General features: G+C 66.7%; 21 protein-coding genes. 7 read left to right on the top strand and 14 right to left on the bottom strand.

The features are described from left to right. Positions 1-17: 17 nt before the first annotated feature. From AC5P68_RS12060 to AC5P68_RS12030, 7 genes are all read right to left on the bottom strand, one after another. On the bottom strand, positions 18-902 hold the full coding sequence (locus AC5P68_RS12060) for an NAD-dependent epimerase/dehydratase family protein (RefSeq protein ID WP_099485135.1): 885 nt from the start codon (positions 900-902) through the stop codon (positions 18-20). After that, positions 899-1,837, bottom strand: coding sequence for a 2-dehydropantoate 2-reductase (gene panE / locus AC5P68_RS12055; protein ID WP_495217066.1), 939 nt, complete (start codon positions 1,835-1,837; stop codon positions 899-901). Before panE ends, AC5P68_RS12060 begins: the two co-directional genes overlap by 4 nt. Before the next feature lie 297 nt (positions 1,838-2,134). Continuing rightward, positions 2,135-2,902, bottom strand: a complete 768-nt coding sequence (locus AC5P68_RS12050; protein WP_495217064.1) for a hypothetical protein — start codon at positions 2,900-2,902, stop codon at positions 2,135-2,137. Between the two features lie 203 nt (positions 2,903-3,105). Continuing rightward, entirely contained in the window at positions 3,106-3,966 is an 861-nt protein-coding gene (locus tag AC5P68_RS12045; protein ID WP_495217063.1) for an IS3 family transposase, read from the bottom strand. After that, positions 3,963-4,256, bottom strand: coding sequence for a transposase (locus AC5P68_RS12040; protein ID WP_006388655.1), 294 nt, complete (start codon positions 4,254-4,256; stop codon positions 3,963-3,965). Before AC5P68_RS12040 ends, AC5P68_RS12045 begins: the two co-directional genes overlap by 4 nt. A gap of 224 nt (positions 4,257-4,480) precedes the next feature. Next, positions 4,481-5,272 carry an ABC transporter permease gene (locus AC5P68_RS12035; protein WP_495217061.1) on the bottom strand — a complete coding sequence of 264 codons (792 nt, stop codon included), beginning with the start codon at positions 5,270-5,272 and terminating at the stop codon, positions 4,481-4,483. Continuing rightward, the gene (locus tag AC5P68_RS12030; RefSeq protein WP_005411567.1) at positions 5,269-6,237 is read right to left on the bottom strand and encodes an ABC transporter ATP-binding protein; all 969 of its coding nucleotides are present in this window, start codon (positions 6,235-6,237) and stop codon (positions 5,269-5,271) included. Before AC5P68_RS12030 ends, AC5P68_RS12035 begins: the two co-directional genes overlap by 4 nt. Positions 6,238-6,321: 84 nt before the next feature. Between AC5P68_RS12030 and AC5P68_RS12025 the strand changes: the two genes are divergently transcribed. After that, positions 6,322-7,071 (top strand): ferredoxin--NADP reductase, encoded by a 750-nt coding sequence (locus AC5P68_RS12025; RefSeq protein ID WP_024958208.1) that lies wholly within the window; start codon positions 6,322-6,324, stop codon positions 7,069-7,071. Between the two features lie 75 nt (positions 7,072-7,146). Here AC5P68_RS12025 and AC5P68_RS12020 read toward each other — a convergent pair whose 3' ends face one another. The 3 genes from AC5P68_RS12020 to AC5P68_RS12010 form a co-directional block, all read right to left on the bottom strand. Then, the gene (locus AC5P68_RS12020; RefSeq protein ID WP_495217059.1) at positions 7,147-8,316 is read right to left on the bottom strand and encodes a lytic polysaccharide monooxygenase; all 1,170 of its coding nucleotides are present in this window, start codon (positions 8,314-8,316) and stop codon (positions 7,147-7,149) included. A gap of 178 nt (positions 8,317-8,494) precedes the next feature. Further along, entirely contained in the window at positions 8,495-9,667 is a 1,173-nt protein-coding gene (locus AC5P68_RS12015) for a lytic polysaccharide monooxygenase (RefSeq protein WP_033833790.1), read from the bottom strand. Positions 9,668-9,857: 190 nt separating this feature from the next. Further along, complete coding sequence (locus AC5P68_RS12010) at positions 9,858-10,385, bottom strand: DUF1203 domain-containing protein (protein WP_049452976.1); 528 nt, start codon at positions 10,383-10,385, stop codon at positions 9,858-9,860. 198 nt (positions 10,386-10,583) lie between these two features. Here AC5P68_RS12010 and AC5P68_RS12005 point away from each other — a divergent pair, with 198 nt between their 5' ends. The 4 genes from AC5P68_RS12005 (at position 10,584) to AC5P68_RS11990 (ending at position 14,504) form a co-directional block, all read left to right on the top strand. Continuing rightward, the gene (locus AC5P68_RS12005; protein ID WP_223846480.1) at positions 10,584-10,985 is read left to right on the top strand and encodes a diguanylate cyclase; all 402 of its coding nucleotides are present in this window, start codon (positions 10,584-10,586) and stop codon (positions 10,983-10,985) included. Between the two features lie 68 nt (positions 10,986-11,053). Then, positions 11,054-12,580, top strand: coding sequence for an alpha/beta hydrolase (locus AC5P68_RS12000; RefSeq protein ID WP_049433065.1), 1,527 nt, complete (start codon positions 11,054-11,056; stop codon positions 12,578-12,580). Continuing rightward, positions 12,577-13,323 (top strand): ABC transporter ATP-binding protein, encoded by a 747-nt coding sequence (locus tag AC5P68_RS11995; RefSeq protein ID WP_005411560.1) that lies wholly within the window; start codon positions 12,577-12,579, stop codon positions 13,321-13,323. Before AC5P68_RS12000 ends, AC5P68_RS11995 begins: the two co-directional genes overlap by 4 nt. After that, the gene (locus AC5P68_RS11990; protein ID WP_033833787.1) at positions 13,320-14,504 is read left to right on the top strand and encodes an ABC transporter permease; all 1,185 of its coding nucleotides are present in this window, start codon (positions 13,320-13,322) and stop codon (positions 14,502-14,504) included. Before AC5P68_RS11995 ends, AC5P68_RS11990 begins: the two co-directional genes overlap by 4 nt. Positions 14,505-14,537: 33 nt before the next feature. Here the strand turns inward: AC5P68_RS11990 and AC5P68_RS11985 are convergent, their stop codons facing one another. After that, a complete protein-coding gene (locus AC5P68_RS11985) occupies positions 14,538-15,236 on the bottom strand; it encodes a transposase (protein WP_049452968.1) in 699 nt (232 codons plus the stop codon). A gap of 100 nt (positions 15,237-15,336) precedes the next feature. Continuing rightward, entirely contained in the window at positions 15,337-16,134 is a 798-nt protein-coding gene (locus AC5P68_RS11980) for a helix-turn-helix domain-containing protein (protein ID WP_088470161.1), read from the bottom strand. A 77-nt stretch (positions 16,135-16,211) separates the two neighbouring features. Between AC5P68_RS11980 and AC5P68_RS11975 the strand changes: the two genes are divergently transcribed. Next, on the top strand, positions 16,212-16,466 hold the full coding sequence (locus tag AC5P68_RS11975; protein WP_033833784.1) for a hypothetical protein: 255 nt from the start codon (positions 16,212-16,214) through the stop codon (positions 16,464-16,466). An 82-nt stretch (positions 16,467-16,548) separates the two neighbouring features. Here the strand turns inward: AC5P68_RS11975 and AC5P68_RS11970 are convergent, their stop codons facing one another. Continuing rightward, the gene (locus AC5P68_RS11970; protein ID WP_005414830.1) at positions 16,549-17,553 is read right to left on the bottom strand and encodes an energy transducer TonB; all 1,005 of its coding nucleotides are present in this window, start codon (positions 17,551-17,553) and stop codon (positions 16,549-16,551) included. A gap of 202 nt (positions 17,554-17,755) precedes the next feature. Beyond that, complete coding sequence (locus AC5P68_RS11965) at positions 17,756-18,376, bottom strand: TIGR00645 family protein (protein WP_005411554.1); 621 nt, start codon at positions 18,374-18,376, stop codon at positions 17,756-17,758. Between the two features lie 112 nt (positions 18,377-18,488). Here AC5P68_RS11965 and AC5P68_RS11960 point away from each other — a divergent pair, with 112 nt between their 5' ends. Then, positions 18,489-19,178, top strand: coding sequence for a glutathione binding-like protein (locus tag AC5P68_RS11960; RefSeq protein WP_005411553.1), 690 nt, complete (start codon positions 18,489-18,491; stop codon positions 19,176-19,178). Positions 19,179-19,186: the final 8 nt, after the last annotated feature.

The raw sequence follows: 19,186 nt of genomic DNA, 5'->3' as shown, positions 1-19,186 counted from the left end.
CCGGCCAGCGGCCGGCACTACCGGAGCAGGTCGCGCAGGCCCTCACGGTAGCTGGGGAAGCGCGGCTGCCACGCCAGCGCTTCACGCGTGCCACGACTGTCGATGCGCTTGTTGCTCTCGTAGAAGCGGCGTAGCGTCGGGCTGAGTGCAGGGTCGTCCCAGGCCACGGCAGGTGGCATCGCAAACCCGCCCAGCTTCGCGGCGAAGGCCAGCACATCCTGCGGTGGTGCCGGCTCGTCATCGCTGGGCAGGTATATCCCCTGCGCAACCGGTCGCTGCATCGCCGCGACGATCACTGCCGCAAGATCCTCTACGTGCAGGCGGTTGAACGCCAGGCCCGGCCGAATCACATGGCGGGCACGGCCCTGTGACAGCTGCAGCAACGCATTGCGCCCCGGCCCGTACAGGCCGGGCAGGCGGAACACCGCTGAAGCGATGCCACGTTCCTCTGCAAGCGCACGCCATTGCGCTTCGGCACGCAGGCGCTGCACGCCGGCTGCTTCGGTGGCATCGGCTGCGCTGTGCTCGTCAACCCAGCCGCCGGCCCGATCGGCATACACCGACGTGGACGACAGATAGCCCACCCAGCGCAGTGCCGGGCTGGCCCGCAGAGCCGGCAGCAGCAGGCGCAGTGCCGGGTCGCCCGCGGCATCTGGCGGCACGCTGCACAGCACGGCCTCGGCCTGCGCGACCTCATCGAGCAGGGCGGGCGACGGTGGAGTGTCAGCGTGCAGCTGATGCCGCAGCAGGCCATCGTCCGGCGCCGACGAGGGGTCACGCACCGTGCCGACGACGTGCACTCCCCGTGCCTGCAGCTGCGTGGCCAGCACGCATCCGCTCCAGCCCATACCGAGGATCAGCACCCGCGTAGGCAGCGCGCTGGCCCGCAACGGGAGGCTCACGCGCCGCGCAGTGCCTGGTAGGCCTGCAGGCTGCTGTAGGCGACCTGCAGCAGCAGGGCTTCCTGATCGGCCTTGCGTGCACGCGCCAGCATGTCGCCGACGATCTGTTCGGCCTCTACCTGCTGGCCGGCTTCCAGATCCCGCAGCATCGACGCCTTCAATGCCGAGCCCGCCTGGGTGAGGGTGCCGCGTGCGGTGTCCTGCGCGGCATCGGGAATCGGCTCACCGGCAGCTTCGGCCACGGCCAGGCATTCGTCGTACAGGCCGCGCACGATCGCCTCGCCATCATCGGTGGCGACGATGGTGCCGATATCCGCGCGAAGCAGGCAGGTAGCAGCGGCCAGCGCGGTCAGGAAGGTGTACTTGATCCACTGTTCCTGGCCGATGTGTTCGCTCGCCAGGTGATCAAGATGGGCCTGCGCGCAGACAGCGGCGAAGGCATGCACGCGTGCGGACGCCGCGCCGCCATCGCGCTCGCCGAAGGTGAGCTTGGCCGGCTTGCCCAGGTGCAGCACCGCACCGTCGGGGGCCTTGGTGGCGCTGATGAAGCACAGGCCGCCGAGCACGGCGTCGCGGCCGAAGCGCAGGTCCAGCGCGTTGTAGTGGTGCAGGCCGTTGAGGATCGGCAGCACGGTGGTGTTCGCGCCCACGGCTGGAACAATGGCGTCGATCGAGCTGTCGAGGTCGTAGGCCTTGCAGCTGAGGATGACCAGATCGAACGGCTTCTGCGCGGCCAATGCGGGCAGCCCATCGGCGGTGACGTGCTGCACCGGGAAGCTGGCATCGCCGAGCGGGCTGCGGATGACCAGGCCATCGCGGTCCAGCTGTGCGGCGCGCGCGGGGCGCACGAGGAAGGTCACGTCCACACCGGCCTGGGCCAGGCGACCACCGAAGTAACCGCCGGTACCGCCGGCGCCGAGGATCAGGATGCGCATTGCACGTTCACCGCTTTCTGGGGAATCAGATCTGCGATTGTGCCGGAGATTGCGGCCAACGGCGGAGCCCCTCGTGGTGGTTCGCGCAGTTGGTTTCATGAGCTGGGTCGTGTGCGATGGGTTCGCGGGGGACGCCGTGAACCCATCCTTGGGGGCTTAGCCGCGCCATCCATGGCGCGGATACCCCCGCGAGCCCATTGCACACGACCCCTGACAGTTTCCGGGTGCGGCCACCACGGAAAACAGATCAGGAGCGGAAGCGGGTCGCTCGCTGCGCTCGCTCGTGTAGAGCGGTGCTCAGGGCAGTTGTTCGCTGAAGTCTTCGGTGTAGCCCAACAGCAGCGTGGTGCGGGTGGCCAGGGTTGCAGCCAGTTTTGACCACGTGTCGTGCGGTCCGGCCGCGTAGACGCGCTGCAGGTCCGCGACCAACGCATTTGCCTGTGCAGACGACGGCGCGCTGTCGCGCTGGAAGCCGAGCCACGATGCGCCGAGTCCGAACAGGCGGTAGTCATGGTGTTCCTGCAGGTGCCGGATCAGGGCATGGTTCTGGAATATGTCCCAGTCCGCGCTGAAGTAACCGTTGGGCAGGGCGGCAATCAGCAGGTCATTGCGGTCCACCGGTACCTGCTGCACGCAGACCACCTCATCGACGATCAGGTCCGGCGTTGCATTGGCGGCGACCAGCGCCTCGACGTCCTCGTCGCTGCACATCAGCGTGCCCGCCAGCGCGCTCCATTCCAGCCGATGAGAGGAATGCTCGAGCTGCGCGACCACATGCGCCAGCAACCGCTCGCGTGCCGCCAATGCACCTTCGGGGGTTTCCGGATCTTCGTCCTCGTACAGCGCGATGCGCGCGTCGTCGGACGCATGCATGCTGGTGTAGCGGCATTGGCCGACATCATCGAGCGTGCACAGGTAGCGATACCGGGGATCAGCCGCGTGCCGCGAGGCCAGGTATTCCAGCACCTCATCCAGCGCGGGTGAATCGCCCAGCAACGCATGGCTGAAGGCATCGATGGGGCCGTCCACAACGGCCTTGTCCAATGGAATGGAAGTGATCTTCATCGCCACAGCCTAGCCGCAATCCCGAACGAAAAGATCCGGGCGTCGGCCTTACCGTGAACGCTCCATCCACGCATGGCGTGGATCCATCGTGTCGACCAAGGTCGACACCCACCAACAGCAGCGGCAATCTGTCGAAGGCGGGGTGGGTCCGGTTGCGGGGGTGTCTGATCTGGCCCCCTGAAAACGGACGCCATGAAGCCGTTTCAGGCGGCAGCCCAGAGCTGCCGGGCGTAGTTGTTAGGCGAGTGGTAGCCCAGCACCGAGTGTAGCCGGGCTGGATTGTAGAAGCCGTGGATGTAAGCAGCGATGGACTGGCTGGCTTGTTCCCTACTGGCGTAAGGCTCGGCAGCCTCTTCTGTCTTGAGCGTCGCAAAGAAGCTCTCGGCCACCGCGTTGTCCCAGCAATTGCCAGGCCGGCTCATGCTTTGGACCACGCCATGGGACTGCAGCAGCTGGCGAAACTCGTTTCCCCAGTACTGCCCACCACGATCTGAATGGAAGATCAGGCCGGGTCGTTGTGGATGCAGAGCCCAAGCATTGGCAAGTGCTTTCACCACCAGCTCTTCAGTCAGACGCTTGGAAACGCTGTAACCCAGCACCTGCCGGGTCTGGACGCTGATGACCACGGCCAGATGCAGCCATCCCTGGCGGGTGGGGACATACGTGATATCCCCGACCCACGCCGTCGGTCCGGTTCCGGGGGCAAATTGCCGATCCAGCAGGTTGGGGGCGAGCTGAGATGAGCCGCCAGAGGACTTGGGTCGGAATCGGCCTTTGGTCTTGCCCTGGATTCGCTCCTCGGCCATTAACCGTGCCACGCGCTTGTGGCCGACTGGATGATTCCTGGCTCGTAAGGCCCTGACCAGCCGACGTCGCCCATAACTGCGCTTGCTGGTCACATGAATGGCCCGAAGCTCGGTACGGAGGGCCGAATCGACATCGCACGTTTGGGCACACTGCCGGCGCAGGTAGTCATGGAATCCAGAGACAGAAACCCCAAGAACCCGACACAACAACCTGGTCGGGTAGTGAGTCCTTTGACTGGCGACGAAGGCGTACCTCACTTGGACTCTCTGGCAAAGAACGCCGCCGCTTTTTTTAGGATTTCCCGCTCCATCTTAAGATTGGCGTTCTCGGCCCGAAGGCGGCTGATCTCGCTTTCCAGGTCGGTGGCTGGCCTGCGAGCCTCAGAGGTCAACGACCGGCCAGCACGGACCGCGTCAAGCCAGTTTGCCAGCGTCTTGACCGACATCTCCAACTGACGGGCCGCTGCGGCAGGCCCGAGCGACTCGGCCAACTCCACGGCTTGGTGCTTGAACTCATCGGTGTAGCTACGGCGGGTGATACGGGACATAAGGGACCTCCAAGTGCGATCAAAGTATCGCTTCTTGGCGTCCGCTGACGGGCGGCCAGATCAGTCCGCGGCATGGATGCCGCGGCCAAGCCCCCAGGATGGGTTTACGGCGTCCCCCGCAACCGGACGCACCCCGCCATCCTCCGGCTAGTCAGCTTTTGCCGTTGAACTTGACGTTGACGTTGATTCAGCGGGTGCAGGGCCGCAGGCCCTGCAGGCAAAACTCAGCTGCGCATGCCCACGCCGCGACGCAGCAGCCACAGCGCCAACGCCGCCAGCACCACCACGAAACCGATCATCAGGCCGTAGGCCACCGGCAGCGGTACATCGCTGCTGCCCAGCAGGCCATAGCGGAACGCGTTGACCATGTAGAAGATCGGGTTGGCGTGCGTGGCCGCTTCGGCCCAGCCCGGCAGCAGCTTCACCGAATAGAACACGCCACCCAGGTAGGTCAGCGGGGTCAGGATGAAGGTCGGCACGATCGCCACGTCATCGAACTTCTTCGCATACACCGCGTTGATGAAGCCGGCCAGCGAGAAGATCGTCGCGCCCAGGATCACCGTGGTCAGCATCACCAGCGGGTGCGGGATGCGCACCGGGGTGAAGAACATCGCGATGATCAGCACGATCACGCCCACCATCAGGCCGCGCAGCACGGCGCCGGCCACGTAGCCCCACAGGATCACCCAGTTCGGCATCGGGCTGACCAGCAGTTCTTCCACGTGGCGACCGAACTTGGCGCCAAAGAACGAGGAACTGATGTTGCCGTAGCTGTTCTGGATCACGCTCATCATCACCAGGCCCGGCACGATGAACTGCATGTAGGTGTAGCCGCCCATGTCACCCACGCGCGACCCGATCAGGTTGCCGAAGATCAGGAAGTACAGGGTCATGGTGATCGCCGGTGGCACCAGGGTCTGGCCCCAGATGCGCATGATGCGGGCGACTTCGCGGCGCACGATGGTCATCAGCGCGATGCGGTTGCGCTGGCCGTCGGTCAGCTCGGTGGTGCTCATGCAGGCTTCTCCAGGTTGCCGGTGAGGCGCACGAACAGCTCCTCCAGGCGGTTGCTCTTGGTACGCATCGAACGCACGCGGATACCGGCCTCGTTGAGCGTGGCGAACACGCGGTTGAGGTCCATTGCGCGCGGCATGTCGATGTCCAGCGTGTGCGGGTCCGGCGCGGTCAGCGTCGCACCTTCGATCACCGGCAGCTGTGCCGGCAGGTCACCGTCGATGTCCAGCAGGAAGCCCTCCACGTCCAGCTTGGCCAGCAGGGTGCGCATCGGCCCCTGCTCGACGATCTGGCCATGGTTGATGATCGCCAGGTGGCGGCACAGGTACTCGGCTTCTTCCAGGTAGTGCGTGGTAAGGATGATCGTGGTGCCTGCGGCATTGATCTCCTTCAGCACGCGCCACATGTCGCGGCGGATCTCGATGTCCACGCCGGCGGTCGGCTCGTCCAGGATCAGCAGGCGCGGGCGGGTCATCATCGCGCGGGCGATCATCAGCCGGCGCTTCATGCCGCCGGACAGCGTGCGGCTCATCACCTGCGCCTTTTCCCACAGGTGGGCGCGCTTCAGTTCCTCTTCGGCGCGCTGCTCGGCTTCCTCGCGCGGTACGCCATAGAAGCCAGCGTAGTTCACCAGGATGTCGAAGGGCTTCTCGAACAGGTTGAAGTTGATTTCCTGAGGCACCAGCCCGATCAGGCGCATGGTGGCGCTGCGGTTGCGCACCAGGTCGCTGCCGAACACTTCCACCTGGCCCTCGCTGAGGTTGACCAGGGAGCTGATGATGCCGATCAGGGTCGACTTGCCGGCGCCATTGGGGCCGAGCAGGGCGAAGAAGTCGCCCGGGGCCACTTCCAGGGAAACCCCCTTCAGGGCCTGGGTGCCGTTGTCGTAGGTCTTGCGCAGGTCGCGCACGCGCAGGGCGGGCGCCGTATCGTTCTGGGATGCCAAGCTCGAAGCCTTCGCGCCCATGGGCTGGCGCTGGAGAGGGGCGGGGAGGGGCTATTATAGAAGACCCCGAGGGCTTGCCCCGGCTACACACTGTCCCGAAAAGTCGTGCCTGTTCAATTCCCCCTCAAGCTGGTCGGCTGCCGCATGCTGGCCCCGACCGTCGGCCACTACCAGTTCGTGCGTGACGATGGGCAGCCGCTGGATTTCCAGCCCGGCCAGTTCATCCAGGTCCATTTCAGCTACGCCGACGGCACCGAAACCAAGCGCAGCTACTCGCTGGCGACCATCCACGACCACGCGCTGGGCCCAGGCGAGGCGGTGGATATCGCCGTCAGTTTCGTGCCCGGTGGCGCCGCCACGGCCCTGTTCGAGGCACTGGAGCAGGGCGGCCAGATCAGTGCGTCCGGCCCCTATGGCCGGTTCTGTCTGAATCCCGGTGACCACAACGCCCGTTACCTGCTGATCGCCACCGGTACCGGCGTTACCCCGTACCGCTCGATGCTGCCGCTGCTGGAAAAGGCCATGGCCGAACGCGGTGTGCAGATCGTGCTGCTGCAGGGCGCGCGCAGCCCGGGCGAGCTGCTGTACAGCGAAGATTTTTACAGCTTCGCCGAAAAGCACCCGAACTTCCGTTATGTTCCGTGCCTGTCGCGTGAACTCCCGGCTGATCCGCACCCGGACGTACAGCACGGCTACGTGCAGCAGGCGCTGGCCGGCTTCACGCCGGACCCGGCCACCGACATCGCCTACCTGTGCGGCAACCCGGACATGGTCGATGCCTGTGCCGAGCTGCTGAAGGCCGCCGGCCTGGGCAACCCGCAGATCCGCCGCGAGAAGTACGTCAGCAGCAAGTAAGTCAGGGTAGTGCCGGCCGCTGGCCGGCAACTCCAAGAACCGGAGGCGGCGCCACGCCGCCCCCGGTCGCCTGCCTCAGTACGCGACCCAGGCATCGCGCCAGGCAAAACCGGTGCCCGGGCGATAGGCATCGGCGTTGATGTTGCACCACGCACCCTCCGGGAACGGCCGGCAGGCGTAGAGCTTGCCGTCGGTGCCCTTGACCACGGTTTCGCCCGGCGTGTAGCTGCCGATACCGGCCGGATACACGAAGTCGTAGTCGTCACCCGGCGGCGGATCGACCGGATCGACCGGGCCCGGCAGCCGGGTATCGATCTGGAACAGGTTGCCCGGCTTCAGGTAGACGCGGTTCTCGGTGGCCGAGGCGACCGGCGTGATCACGCCGTTCCTCATCACGCCCACACGCGCCTGCTGTGCACTGGCGTTGACCTTGCGGGCCAGCGCCAGCGGCCACTGGTTCGCAGCGGTCTGGCCTGCGGCCAGGGTGATCTCCGGACGCTCCAGATCATTGCCCTGGGCGTTGAACACGCGCAGCGTCAGGGTGGTGCCTTCTTCCAACGCACCGCGGGCGGTGACCGGGCCGACGTCCTGCCACTGCGGCGGCGGTTCAACGCCACCACCGCCCTCGAAGCGCACGTCCGCGCAGGTATAGAACGCTTCACCGGAATCCGAGCGCTGCCAGGTGTTGTAGATGATGTGCTGGCCGCTGCGCTTGGGCAGCGGGCAATCCAGCTTGTAGACGTCGCCGGAGACCGGCACGTTGCCCAGCGTGCAGAATTCCTGCAGGTCGGCCCAGCGCAGCGGACTGCCCGGCTGCCAGCCGTCGCGGGTGACGTAGAACTTCCACTCGCGGGTAGCATGCGGGGCCGGTGCCTTGAACTCGAAGGTGTAGCGCCCGCGCGAATCGGCGCGGATCGGCGAGGTCGGCCAGTCACTGCGGTTCAGATCGAGGCCGCGGTACTTGCTGTTGCCGCCGCTGCACAACTCGCCATCTGGAACCACCGCTTGATGGTTGCCGTTGGCGTTGGCCTGGTTGACACCGGCCCAGTCGTAGAACGGCTGGGCGCCGCCGATGGCCTTGGCGGCGGCGCAGGCCGGGTTGGTCGGATTCTCCGGATTGCCCTCGTGGCACTGCTTCACGCGGCTGAGCGGCTTGGACAGCGTGCCGTGGGCGAAGGCGTTGCCGGACAGTGCCAGGCCGACAACGGCGGACAGTGCGAGGACGGCCCGATGGGACAGGTGCATGCAGGAACTCCTTTGCGAAGTGTTGGAAACCTCGCGGAGTCTTCCCATGTAGCCGCCATATGCCCATCAGACAAGTTTGAAAGGCTGCTGCGTTCCTCTGTTTCCGCAACGCGCGCCCCACTGCGCGGCAGGGGAGCCAGGAGGCGGTGTGATGTGCACCGCCTCCCACATCACTGCGTCAGTACGCGATCCACGCATCGCGCCAGGCCGCGCCCACGCCCGGCCGGTAGGCCTCGGCATTGACGTTGCACCATGCACCCTCCGGGAACGGGCGGCAGGCATACAGCTTGCCGTCGCTGCTCTTCACCACGGTCTGGCCCGGCACATAGCTGCCGATGCCCGCCGGGTACACGTGGTCGAAATCACCACCCGGCGATGGCGTACCCGGGTCCGGCACCTGGGTATCGAGCTGGAAGCGGTTGCCGTCCTTCAGGTACACGCGATTGTCGGTGGCCGACGCCGACGGCGTGATCACGCCATTGGCAAGCACGCCCACGCGCGCATGCCGGGCACTGGCATTGACCTTGCGGGCCAGCGCCAAGGGCCATTGCGCGGCCGAGGTCTGGCCGCTGGCCAGCGTCGCTTCCACACGTTCGACATCGTTGCCGCTGGCATTGAACACGCGCAGTGCCAGCGTCGTACCGACCGGCAATTCACCGCGGGCGGTGACCGGGCCGGCATCCTGCCATTGCGGTGCCGGCGCCGTACCACCGCCGCCGCCTTCAAAGCGTACGTCCATGCAGGTGTAGAACGCTTCGGTCGAATCCGAGCGCTGCCAGGTGTTGTAGATCACATGCTGGCCGGTGCGCTGCGGCAGCGTGCACTGCAGCTTGTAGGTGCCATCGGCAGAGAGCGGTGTATTGCCCAGCGTGCAGAACTCCTGCAGGTCTGCCCAACGCAACGGGCTGCCCGGTTGCCAGCCGTCGCGGGTGACGAAGAAGCGCCAGTCGCGCGTGGCGTGCGGCGCGGTTGCCTTGAACACGAAGGTGAACTTGCCATTGGCATCGGCGTGGATCGGCGTGGTCTGCCAGTCACTGCGGTTCACGTCCAGGCCGCGGAAGGTGGGATTGTTGCCGCTGCACAGCTTGCCGTCGGGCACCACCGCCTGATGGTTGCCGTTGGCGTTGGCCTGGTTGATGCCGTTCCAGTCGTAGAACGCCTGCGATCCGCCCACCGCTTTCGCGGCAGCGCAGGCCGGGTTGGTCGGGTTCTCCGGATTGCCCTGGAAACAGGCATAGACGCGGCTGACCGGCGTGGTCATGGTGCCGTGGGCGAACGCGTTGCCGGCCAGGCACAGGCCTGCAGCGGCGAACGAGGTGGCCAGCAGCAGCGGTGTGGATTGGAATGACATGGCGCTTCCTTGTGGTCGTCGAAAGAGAGCGGTGACCGCAGAGTTGCGCTGCGCGGCGGACTTTCGGCGGCACCATGGCGAGTATCGAGTTGCGGTGCCGGGTGCGGAACCATGGAAATGCTGATCCGTGACTGTGGGTGTGAAGCCCTTCCCGCGGGCTTCACGTGGGCCTGAACGGATGCGCTGGCGATCACGTGTTCGGCGTGGCAACGATCACGTCGTGGAGATCCGGCCATGTCGGTGTCATGCCGACGCGATCCGCCTGGCACGAGAAGCAGCCGTGGGCCGCGTTGTGCAGCTGCACGAAGGCCACGGCAGGGTCGGCAAACAGCGCGTCCAGCCGAGCGCCGACATCCGTGCCTGCGCTGATCTCGGCGGCCAGCATCAATGCAGCCTGGTCATAGGCGCGCAACGAGATCATCCGGCGCTGCACGTACGGGGGTACTTCGCCCGGCGGCAGCACGCAGCGGGTCACGCCACGCTGCACGAAGATCGGGCCCGAAGCGTGATAGGGCGAGTGCAGGGGCAGGTGCACGTGGGACAACAGCAGCAGCTCGCTGCCACCGGGCGGATCGCTCAGGCTGATCCGGCAGGGGTGTCCTCCTGATTCGCCGGCCCAGCGACGCCGGATGCCCAGCGCAGCCAGCGCGGTGTCGCTCTTTTCGAACAGGTGCAGGAACGGGCGGTGGTCGATGCCACCGAGGTACCAGGCATGCATGGGCGTCTCCTTGGTTTCCCACGGATTCTGCGCAGGCACCGGCCGCCGTGCTCGCCGTTTTCAGACCCCGCATCTCGATCGGGCCAGGCAGCGCCACGGGGAACGCAGCACAAGGCGCCAAGATGCGCGCGCCGCCCCGGCCGATGAGCGCCGCATGTCCCTGGATTTCCCCACCCTCACCGCGCTTGGCTTCCTGCTCTGCATCGCTGGGGCCACCTGGCCGGAGACGAGGTACTGCGCCACTTCGCTGCATTGATGCAGCACGGTTTGCAGGGCCATGACACGCTGCTGGGCCGCTACGGTGGCGAGGAGTTCGTGCTGGTGCTGGCCGGCAGCACGCAGGCGGAAGCGATGGCGCGGGCTGCGGCGATCCGTACCGCTCTGCAGCAGAAGCCGGCGCGGCTGGCCACCGGGCCGGTGACGTTCACTGCCAGCATCGGCCTGGCGATGGACGACGGCCAGGGCGAGCTGTCCACGCTGCTGGCAGCGGCAGACGCGGCGCTGTACCGGGCCAAGGCCGCCGGCCGCGATCGCCTGGCCTGCGCCACGCCGGCGGAGATTTCGCGTCTGCCCATCGCCGACGACGCCGTGCCCGTGTAAGTTGAGTCACATCTTCCGCGGCAGCCCGTCGTGGTTGCCAGGAACGTCCTCCAGGGGAAACGAGCACGATGCAAAGACACCACCTCGCGTTGGCCGCAGCGTTGGCCAGCCTGATGCTTGCCGGTTGCAGCCAGTCACCGTCACCCGGCGCCGAAGGCGCCAGCGATGCACCCAGCCGCCGTTTCGGCACGATCGACTTCCAGCCCTGCACGCTGTCCACGGTAGGTGCCAGTGCCAACGTGGAAGCGCAGTGCGCCACCCTGCAGGTCCCGGAGGACCGGGCCCAGCCCGCTGGCCGGCGCATCGGCCTGCGCATCGCCTGGCTGGAATCGGGCAGCAGCGGCTCCAGCCAGCCCGACCCGGTGTTCTTCCTGGCCGGTGGCCCCGGCCAGGCCGCCAGCGAAGTGGCCGTCATCGTCGATACCGCGCTGCGCCAGGTGCGCAAGCAGCGGGACATCTTCCTGGTCGACCAGCGCGGCACCGGCGGCTCCAACCCGCTCAGCTGCCTCGGCGCGGACGGAAAGGAACTGCCGATGGACGAGGACGCGGCGCCCTCCGAAGCCTTGCTGCGCGACTATGCCCAGCGATGCGCGGCTTCCCTGCGGGGACGTGCGGACGCACGTTTCTACACCACCACCGAAGCCATTGCCGACCTGGACGCGGTCCGCCAGGCCTTGGGCGTGGACCGGGTCAATCTGATCGGTGCGTCCTACGGCACCCGCGTGGCCCAGCGCTATGCGGGTACCTATCCACAGCACACCCGCAGCATCGTCATCGATGGCGTGGTGCCGAATGAGCTGGTGGTGGGCGGCGATTTCGCCAGGACGTTCGAAGACGCGATCGCCCTGCAGTCGGCGCAGTGCCGCAAGGACGCTGCCTGCAGCAGGCGCTTCCCGACCGATACCCGTGCGCAGCTGCGCAGCGTGGTCGAGACCCTGCGCCGTGCACCGGTTCCGGTCGAGTATCGCGATCCCGGCACCTATGACACCCGGAAGGATGTGCTGACACCGGACAGTGTGGTGGGCCTGGCGTTTGCGTTTTCCTACGTACCCCAGTACGCCTCATTGCTGCCGCTGGTTCTTGATGAAGCCGCGCACGGCCGCTACGCGCCGCTCGCCTCGTTGGCGCGCGGTGCGAACCGCAGCATGGATTTCCAGATCAACCGTGGCATGCACTGGTCGGTGATATGCAGCGAAGACGCGCCGCGCTACCAGGCGCCGGCCGAGGATCCCGGGCGCCTGTTCGGCAACGACGTGGCAAGTTCCTTCTTTGCCGCCTGCCCGGCATGGCCGCACCGGCCGGCACCGGCAGCCAATGCCGTGCCGCTGCGCAGTGACGTACCGGCGCTGCTGTTGTCTGGTGAACTGGATCCGGTGACCCCGCCGCGCTATGCCGAGCAGGTCCTCAAGGGCCTGCCCAATGGACGCGCGCTGGTCGCCCGTGGCCAGGGCCACGGCACGCTGACTGCCGGCTGCATGCCGCGCCTGCTCGGCCAGTTCATCGACACGACCGATGCGAAGGCGCTGGATGCCGGCTGCCTGGACACGCTGAGCTACGTGCCGGCGTTCACCTCGTTCAACGGATGGGAACCATGATCGTCGCCGACAACCTGCACAAGGCCTTCGACACCCGCACCGGCCGTATCCAGGCAGTGTCCAACGTCGGCTTCCGCGCCGAGGATGGCCGCATCACCGGCCTGCTGGGGCCCAATGGTGCTGGCAAGACCACCACCATGCGCATGCTGTACACGCTGATGACCCCCGACCAGGGCAGCATCAGCGTCGATGGTGTCGATGCTGCGCGCAATCCGGTGGAAGTGCGTCGCCATCTCGGCGTGCTGCCCGACGCGCGTGGCGTCTACAAGCGCCTGACCGCGCGTGAGAACATCGCCTACTTCGGCGAACTGCATGGCCTGTCGGCCGAGCGCATCCGCGAGCGCATCGAGGTGCTGTCGCACGCGCTGGACATGGGGGACATCCTCGACCGCCAGACCGATGGCTTCTCGCAGGGCCAGCGCACCAAGACCGCGATCGCCCGCGCACTGGTGCACGACCCGCGCAACGTCATTCTCGATGAACCGACCAACGGCCTGGACGTGATGACCACCCGCGCACTGCGCCGCTTCCTGCTGGGCCTGCGCGAAGAAGGCCGCTGCGTGATCCTGTCCAGCCACATCATGCAGGAGGTGGCCGCGCTGTGCGATCACATCGTGATCATCGCCAAGGGCACGGTGATGGCCGCCGGCAGCGCCGATGAACTGCGCGCGCAGTCCGGCGAATCCAACCTGGAGGATGCGTTCGTGAAACTGATCGGCAGCGAAGAGGGCCTGCACGCATGAGCATGATGTCGACCCTGATGACGGTGATGCGCAAGGAGCTGCGTGACCTGTCGCGCGACCGCCGTACGCTGGCGCTGACCCTGCTGTTCGGGCCGCTGCTGTACCCGCTGCTGATCCTGGGCATGGGCAAGCTGTCCGAAAGCCGCGTGCGCACGCAGATCGAGCAGCCGCTGCAGATTCCCACCATCGGCGCCGAACATGCGCCGAACCTGGTGCGCTTCCTGGCTGCCCAGGGCCTGAATACCGCTGCTGCGCCGAAGGACCTGGCCGAGGCCATCCGTTCGCAGGACATCGACGTGGCGCTGCGCATCAGCCCGGACTTCGGCAGGGACTGGGCCGATGGCAAGCCGGCGCTGGTGGAGGTGATCAGTGACAGCACACGACGTGCCGCCGAGGTGCCCACTGCGCGCCTGCAGGCGGCGTTGGCCACGTACAACGGGCAGGTAGGGGCGCTGCGGCTGATGGCGCGGGGCGTCGACGCCCAGGTCGCACGGCCGCTGGACGTGGCCAGCCAGGACATGGCCAGTGCCGAAGCCAAGCGTGGCCTGATGCTGTCGGCGTTGTTGCCGATCCTGCTGACCCTCACCTCGTTCCTCGGTGGTGCCTACCTGGTGATGGACACCACCGCCGGCGAGCGTGAGCGGCAGTCGCTGGAGCCGCTGCTGGCCACGCCGGGGTCGCGCAGTGCGATTGTCAGCGGCAAGATCGCCGCCGCCTGCATGGTCGGCTTTGCGTCGCTGCTGTTGACCCTGGCCGCGTTCAAGGTGAGCGCGCAGATCGCCCCCGGCAACATCGGCCGCCAGCTCAACATGAACATCATGGCGATGGTGCAGATGCTGCTGGTGATGCTGCCGATGCTGCTGATCGGCACCTCGCTGCTGACCTTCCTGGCCGCAGCGGCCAAGAGCATGAAGGAAGCGCAGAGCCACATGACCTGGTTGATGCTTCTGCCGATGCTGCCGGGCTATGCGCTGATTGCCTACCCGGTGAAGAGCCAGCTGTGGCAGTACGCCGTGCCGTTCCTGTCGCAGAACCAGATGCTGCTGAAGGTGATCCGCCACGAGACCATCACACCCGCGGTCTGGGCCATCTACCTCGGCGCCAGCCTCGGCCTGGCCGCCGTGCTGTGGTTCGCCGCCGTGCGTCGCTACCACAACGAGCGCCTGGCCATCTCCGGCTGACCGCAAAAGGGGACGGAGGGGATTAAGTCGTTTCTAACCCCCCGCCCCCTTCTTCTGAGGGCGCCCCCGCTTGCGCAGCATCACGGGGCGACCCAGGGTCTGTTCCACCATTCGCAGGTAAGCTGCATTTCCCAACGGATGCTGGCCGGCACTGTGCGCACGGATTGCCGGCAGGTCAGCGGACGCGTTCATGTCCTGCAGAAACTCCGCATAGAGCATTGCCCGCTGTCGCTGGGTCGGGGCGAGCGCCTGGAATGCGGGATGTTCTGTCAGCATCGGATCGTGGCGCCGCTGCAGGTTTCCATGCACGCTCGACCATGGGTGATCTTCCGGGGCGGCAGTCATGCCTGCACGAACCGGATTGAGTTCGATGTAGCGATAGACGCTGAGCAGATAGGCGTCGCTGTCCACCATCGAAGAATGGAAGCGGCCCTGCCAGAGCGGTCCGCTGCGCTCATGCCGCTGATTGAACGCCTGGACATAGTTGTTGCCCTGCATCCGCATCGCATTCGCCAAGCCAACACGCGTGGAAGGTGTGGCCAACAGATGAACGTGATTGCCCATCAATACGTAGGCATGCAGTGCGACCTGATGCTTCAGGAACGCGCTGTGCAACAGGTGCAGAAACAGCTGACGGTCGATATCGTCAACGAAGATCGCCCTCTTGTTCACACCGCGCTGGGTTACGTGGTACGGCTGTTCGGCCAACATCAGGCGCGCTTGTCGAGGCATGGCAGTTCAGGGCTTCAAGAATTCATCAGACTGCCGCCTCCGTGACCTCGAAGGACATCAGGCGATGCCGCGAGATGGCGTGGGGGAGGGCAGAAGCGACTTAATCCCCTCCGTCCCCTTTTCCATACCGCGCAGGCGTCACCCCCATCTCGCGCTTGAACACGGCGATGAATGAACTAGGCGTGTCGTACCCCATCGACAGCGCGACGCTGATCACCGGCTCGCCGGACAGCAGGCGTGGCAGCGCCAGCAGCACCCGCAGGCGTTGCCGCCACTGGCTCAGCGTCATGCCGGTCTCGGCCAGCCAGTGGCGGGCCAGGCTGCGGCCGGACAGGCCACTGCTGGCGGCCCAGTCCTCGACGCTGCGGTTGTCGTGCGGCGCGCGAGCCAGCGCGGCGGCGATCCGGCCCAGGCGCCGGTCACGCGGCTGTGGCAGGGCCAGCGGCAGCGGCGTGCTGGCGGCAATCTCATCGGCGATCACGCCGGCCAGGCGTGCCTGCGCAGCATCCAGTGGCGCATGGGGCCATTGCAGCGCACGTGCTGTCGCCGCCTGCAGCAGCGCATTGGGCTGGAAGATGCGTGGTGTGGCGGGCAGACCCAGGCAGGCCTCGGCGTTGAAGTACAGGCTCCAGCCATTGAACCCGTCTGCGCCCAGCAGCGCGTGGGGCAGCAAGGGCGGTATCCAGGCGACGTGACCTGCGGGCAGCAGCCAGTGCAGGTCGTCGGCGGCGATCCGCAGCAGCCCCTGGTACGCACCCAGCAGCTGCCCACGCGCATGCCGGTGGCGGGCCGTGCGACGCTTGCCGAGCTGGCGCAGCCGGGCCGCCAGCACCGCCGGTCCATCGGTGGCATCGGCCAGCGCGGGGTCGAGCAATGCGGCGGTTGTCTGATCTGCCATATCGATTGGCAGTTATACGGCAGAAACGTCGCGTCCGTGCCCCGACACTGGAGCCCACCTCAACGGAGCGCTTCGCCATGCAGCCACAGGACATTCTTTCCGACCATCAGAACGACGTGCAGGTGAACGGCCTCACCGTGCGCAAGGGCAGTGTCGGCGCCTTCCTGGCCAGCGTCCGTGACTGGCAGGATCCCGCCAGCGATCCCGCCAGGCGTGCCACTGCCGAAGCCGATCTGCGTGCGCTGCTGCCGGGCCTGCACGCGCTGGGCCTGTTCCAGGTACTGACGGCGCGCGATCCGGCACTGCAACGACTGATCGATGGAGCGGCCTGAAACGGACAAGGCCCGGACATGCCGGGCCTTGGCGTCATTGCAGGGGCAGAAACGACTTAATCCCCTCCGTCCCCTTTTTCGTTCAGTTGTTGCCCGGCGCGAACACCAGCGTACGGCGGGTGGTCACCGGCGCGCTGACCGGCTCGAAGCGCCAACGCTTGACCGCGTTCAGGGCTTCACGGTCGAACACGCGTCCCGGCGTCGCGCGCAGCACGCGAGCGTTCACCACCGAGCCGTCAGTGCCGACGGTGATCTCCACCAGCACTTCGCCGGAGGTTCCCGAACGCAGCGCTTCGCCCGGATAGCGCGGCGCCGGTGTGCTGACCGGGCGCAGGGTGGGCGCTGCCGGTGCGGCGGCCTGGCGTGCGGCGCTGGCCTGCTGGGCGGCAGCCTGCTGCTGCTTCTGCTCGGCCTCGCGGCGGGCGGCGGCCTGGCGCTCGGCTTCCTGGCGCTCGTTGTCGCGGCGCGCGGCATCCTGCTGCGCGGCAATCTGCTTGGCGGCGTCGGCTTCCTTGGCGCGCTGCTCGCTCAGGCGCTGCTGCTCGGTCTGCTGCTTGCTGCGGTCCTCGGCGTCCTTCTTGGCCTTCTCGGCTTCCGCTTCGGTGCGCTTGGCTGCGTTCTGCACGCCCTTGGCCAGGCCGTCCTTCAGGCGCGGCAGGGCCGGCGCGGATGCATCCACCTTCTCGATCAGTGCCACCAGGCGCTGCGCTTCGGTGTAGTCCTCGCGGCCCAGGTGTTGCTCGGCGGCGATCAGGGTGTACGGCAGCAGGTCGGTCAGTGCGCTCTTCACCGAGGCGTCGTCCGGCGTCTTGTCACGCAGGGCGAGGTAGTACTCGATGGCGTTGTCGCCGGCCGGTGCATACATGCGGTTCTCGCGCAGCGCCTGGCTGGCCGACTCGCGCAGCTGCTCGGTGCCCATGGACTGCACCTTGGCAGCAACCGCCGGTGCGGCGGGTGCGGCAGCGGCAGGCGCCGTGGCGGCAGCAGGCGCTGCGGATTCTTCCTTGCCCGAGCAGGCGGCCAGTGCCAGTGCCAGGGCAACCGGCAGCCACCGGCGCGCGGCGGTGATCGTTGAGACGTGCGACATCCTGCTCCCCTCTAGAAGACGACGTGACGTAAATCATTGATACGCATGGCCGGGACCTGCGGTCCGGGCGCGGCAGGGTGACGTTTCCCGACGCCACCGCCGGCAACGGCGAGGGTGCAATCTAGCATCCCGGCCACCGCCGCGCACAAGGGACGGTGGCCGGAATGGGGCAGCGGCGGTCAAGCCGCTGGCGGCGGCGACCTCAGTGGTCGTGTGCCTTGTCGTGCGACTTGCTGTGGCTGTTGGACATCAGCTTGTCGGTCCAGGCGATGCCGATCGCCGACAGGATGAACACGCAGTGGATGATGGTCTGCCACAGCACGCCATCCTGGGTCAGCATCGAGCAGCGGGCGACACCGATGTTGGCAGCGGCCACGCTCATCTGCTCCGGCGTGCACAGCGGGATGCCGCCCAGCGCACCGCTGGCGATGAAGGTCTTCAGCAGGTGGATCGAGGAGATGCCGATGATCGCCATCGCCAGTTTCACCTTCAGCACGCTGGCATTGACGTGACTCAGCCATTCCGGCTGGTCCGGGTGGCCTTCCAGGCGCAGGCGCGAGACGAAGGTCTCGTAGCCGCCGACGATCACCATCACCAGCAGGTTGGAGATCATCACCACGTCGATCAGGCCCAGCACGATCAGCATGATCTGCTGCTCGCCCATCGACACCGAGTGCGAGATCAGGTGCCACAGTTCCTTGCCGAACAGGAACACGTAGACGCACTGCGCCACGATCAGGCCCAGGTACAGCGGCAGCTGCAGCCAGCGCGAGGCGAAGATCAGCGTGGACAAGGGGGAGAGCGGCGGGCGGTTTGCACTCATGCGAGGGATGCTGCGTTGCGGGGGAGAGGCGAGGTTACCGGCCCGCCATGACGGTGCCAACCCAACTCACGCACTAGACTTCAGGTTCCTTTCCGCACCCCGAGCCGCCGCCATGATCGACCTGTATTACTGGCCCACCCCGAACGGCCACAAAGTGACCCTGCTGCTGGAAGAAACCGGCCTGGAATACCGCATCCACCCGGTCAACATCGGCTCGGGCGACCAGTTCAAGCCGGAATTCCTGGCGATCTCGCCGAACAACAAGATGCCGGCCATCGTCGACCAGGCCCCGGCCGATGGCGGTGCTCCCCAGAGCGTGTTCGAGTCCGGCGCGATCCTGCTGTACCTGGCCGAGAAGACCGGCCGCTTCCTGCCCAGCGACCCCCGCGGCCGCGTCACCACCCTGGAGTGGCTGTTCTGGCAGATGGCCGGCCTGGGCCCGATGAGCGGCCAGATGGGCCACTTCAACGTATACGCGCCTGAAAAGATCCCGTATGCCATCGAGCGCTATGACAACGAAGTGCGCCGCCTGCACGGGGTGATGGACAAGCGCCTGGCCCAGCACGCCTTCCTGGCCGGCGACGAGTACACCATCGCCGACATGGCCAGCTACCCGTGGATCGGCGCCTACGACAAGCTGCCGGTGGATTTCACCGCGTTCCCGAACCTCAAGCGCTGGCATGAAGCCATTGCCGCACGCCCGGCCACCCAGCGCGCCTATGCCCTGCGCCAGCAGGTGAACCCCAACGCCGGCAAGCCGCTCAGCGACGAGGAGCGCAAGCACCTGTTCGGCCAGCGCTGACCGCCTCG

Source organism: Stenotrophomonas sp. YJH_SMC_58, assembly GCF_059369635.1.
Note: the sequence above shows the minus strand (reverse complement) of the source record. Positions and strands in the feature narration are given on the sequence as shown.

What these genes read in the sequence shown, in the direction of transcription:
- AC5P68_RS12035 (WP_495217061.1), bottom strand. Translation starts at nt 5,272, where the DNA reads ATGAGCACCACCGAGCTGACCGACGGCCAGCGCAACCGCATCGCGCTG.
- AC5P68_RS11970 (WP_005414830.1), bottom strand. Translation starts at nt 17,553, where the DNA reads ATGTCGCACGTCTCAACGATCACCGCCGCGCGCCGGTGGCTGCCGGTT.
- AC5P68_RS12020 (WP_495217059.1), bottom strand. Translation starts at nt 8,316, where the DNA reads ATGCACCTGTCCCATCGGGCCGTCCTCGCACTGTCCGCCGTTGTCGGC.
- AC5P68_RS11965 (WP_005411554.1), bottom strand. Translation starts at nt 18,376, where the DNA reads ATGAGTGCAAACCGCCCGCCGCTCTCCCCCTTGTCCACGCTGATCTTC.
- AC5P68_RS12040 (WP_006388655.1), bottom strand. Translation starts at nt 4,256, where the DNA reads ATGTCCCGTATCACCCGCCGTAGCTACACCGATGAGTTCAAGCACCAA.
- AC5P68_RS11990 (WP_033833787.1), top strand. Translation starts at nt 13,320, where the DNA reads ATGAGCATGATGTCGACCCTGATGACGGTGATGCGCAAGGAGCTGCGT.
- AC5P68_RS11975 (WP_033833784.1), top strand. Translation starts at nt 16,212, where the DNA reads ATGCAGCCACAGGACATTCTTTCCGACCATCAGAACGACGTGCAGGTG.
- AC5P68_RS12015 (WP_033833790.1), bottom strand. Translation starts at nt 9,667, where the DNA reads ATGTCATTCCAATCCACACCGCTGCTGCTGGCCACCTCGTTCGCCGCT.
- AC5P68_RS11995 (WP_005411560.1), top strand. Translation starts at nt 12,577, where the DNA reads ATGATCGTCGCCGACAACCTGCACAAGGCCTTCGACACCCGCACCGGC.
- AC5P68_RS11985 (WP_049452968.1), bottom strand. Translation starts at nt 15,236, where the DNA reads ATGCCTCGACAAGCGCGCCTGATGTTGGCCGAACAGCCGTACCACGTA.
- AC5P68_RS12050 (WP_495217064.1), bottom strand. Translation starts at nt 2,902, where the DNA reads ATGAAGATCACTTCCATTCCATTGGACAAGGCCGTTGTGGACGGCCCC.
- AC5P68_RS12030 (WP_005411567.1), bottom strand. Translation starts at nt 6,237, where the DNA reads ATGGGCGCGAAGGCTTCGAGCTTGGCATCCCAGAACGATACGGCGCCC.
- AC5P68_RS11960 (WP_005411553.1), top strand. Translation starts at nt 18,489, where the DNA reads ATGATCGACCTGTATTACTGGCCCACCCCGAACGGCCACAAAGTGACC.
- AC5P68_RS12010 (WP_049452976.1), bottom strand. Translation starts at nt 10,385, where the DNA reads ATGCATGCCTGGTACCTCGGTGGCATCGACCACCGCCCGTTCCTGCAC.
- AC5P68_RS12000 (WP_049433065.1), top strand. Translation starts at nt 11,054, where the DNA reads ATGCAAAGACACCACCTCGCGTTGGCCGCAGCGTTGGCCAGCCTGATG.
- panE (WP_495217066.1), bottom strand. Translation starts at nt 1,837, where the DNA reads ATGCGCATCCTGATCCTCGGCGCCGGCGGTACCGGCGGTTACTTCGGT.
- AC5P68_RS11980 (WP_088470161.1), bottom strand. Translation starts at nt 16,134, where the DNA reads ATGGCAGATCAGACAACCGCCGCATTGCTCGACCCCGCGCTGGCCGAT.